The organism is Clostridium sp. CTA-19, assembly GCF_054767855.1.
Window position 1 is genome coordinate 1 of record NZ_BAAABH010000077.1, and the last position, 1,358, is coordinate 1,358.

Annotated in this window: 2 protein-coding genes; both read left to right on the forward strand. The window is 28.8% G+C overall.

The genetic code is table 11. From position 1 onward, the window contains the following. The first annotated feature begins 77 nt into the window (after positions 1-77). Entirely contained in the window at positions 78-383 is a 306-nt protein-coding gene (locus ACYUE0_RS17665) for a helix-turn-helix domain-containing protein (RefSeq protein WP_460271926.1), read from the forward strand. A 14-nt stretch (positions 384-397) separates the two neighbouring features. Next, a complete protein-coding gene (locus ACYUE0_RS17670) occupies positions 398-1,333 on the forward strand; it encodes an IS3 family transposase (protein WP_460271928.1) in 936 nt (311 codons plus the stop codon). The last annotated feature ends 25 nt before the right edge of the window (positions 1,334-1,358 follow it).

Here is a 1,358-nt window from a genome sequence, read left to right on the forward strand (position 1 = left end):
CTCATAGGCCCCCGTGGAAAAGTAGACTCATAATTCGAATGGAACTATACTAGGATTAATGAATGGAGGGGTGCATTATGAGTGGAAATTTTATTAGAAAATATACTGAAGAAGAAAGAATGAAAATTGTAGAAGAGGCTTTAGCATGTGGAAGCAATTCTTTAGTAGCAGCGAAGTATAATATACACAGTGGATTGGTATCTAATTGGAAATGTAATTATAGAAGATATAAGCAAACTTTGAAACCTAAGAATGCTACTCAACCTAAAGATGAAGAAATAATTGTAGATTATAAAAAAGAGTATAAGAAAACAAAAGAAAAATGCAAAGATCTTGAATTAGAAGTTGCCATTCTTCGCGATTTATTAAAAAAAAAGAAATAAATGAAGAACATGATTTGTATTCTTATGCATCCGAATGGATTTCTATAGGTGCACCTATTAAAGCTGTATTAAGGATATTAGGTTTAAAAAAATCTACTTATTATAAACAACAGTTATTAATTAAAAGTGGAAATAGACCTTTAAATCAATCCGAAGGAAACATTCCAGGATATAGTCTAAATATAAATGGTGAAAAAGTTTTTGATTTAGAGATTCAAAAATATATAGTGAAAATAAAAAAAGATGAAGTAGGACAGTTTTATGGTTATAAAAAGGTTAGGGCAGTTTTGAAAAATAAATATAAACTAAAAATTAATAAGAAAAAAGTTTATAGATTGATGAAGAGGATGAACCTATTAGAGGTTAAAAGAAAGGGTGTTAAGAGATATTCTAAAATATGTAAGAATCATGTAATTACAGATTCAAATCAACTTTGGGARATGGACATGAAATATGTTTATATAGCAGAAACAAGGGAGATAGCRTATTTAACATCTATTATAGATGTGTTTGATAGAAGCATATTAGCATATGATTTGTCACTTTCTCCAAATGCRGAGCAAGCTAAAATTGTAGTAATAAAGGCACTTTATAATAGAGGAATTAAGGGTAAAACATCTGAATTAATAATTAGAACAGACAATGGATCACAATTTATAGCTAGTAAATTTGAGAAGTTGTGTATTCAAGAGAATGTTACACATGAAAGGATACCTGTGCATAGCCCTAATTATAATGCTCATATAGAGTCATATCATAGATACTTACAAGAAGAATGYCTTGCCGGTAGGCTGTTTAAAGATTTAGAAGRAGCAATTAATACTATCGAAAATTATGTAAGTAACTATAACTTTAAAAGAATACATTCTTCAATTGATTATAGGACTCCAAATGAGTTTTATAATTTAACAAATAGTAATTTTAAGAATAAGCTAGTAATTAGCATTTAGAGTCCACTTTGAGGGGGCCAATCCG

Excerpts from the sequence above, each read along its gene's own strand:
- ACYUE0_RS17665 (WP_460271926.1), top strand. The coding sequence starts at position 78 with ATGAGTGGAAATTTTATTAGAAAATATACTGAAGAAGAAAGAATGAAA.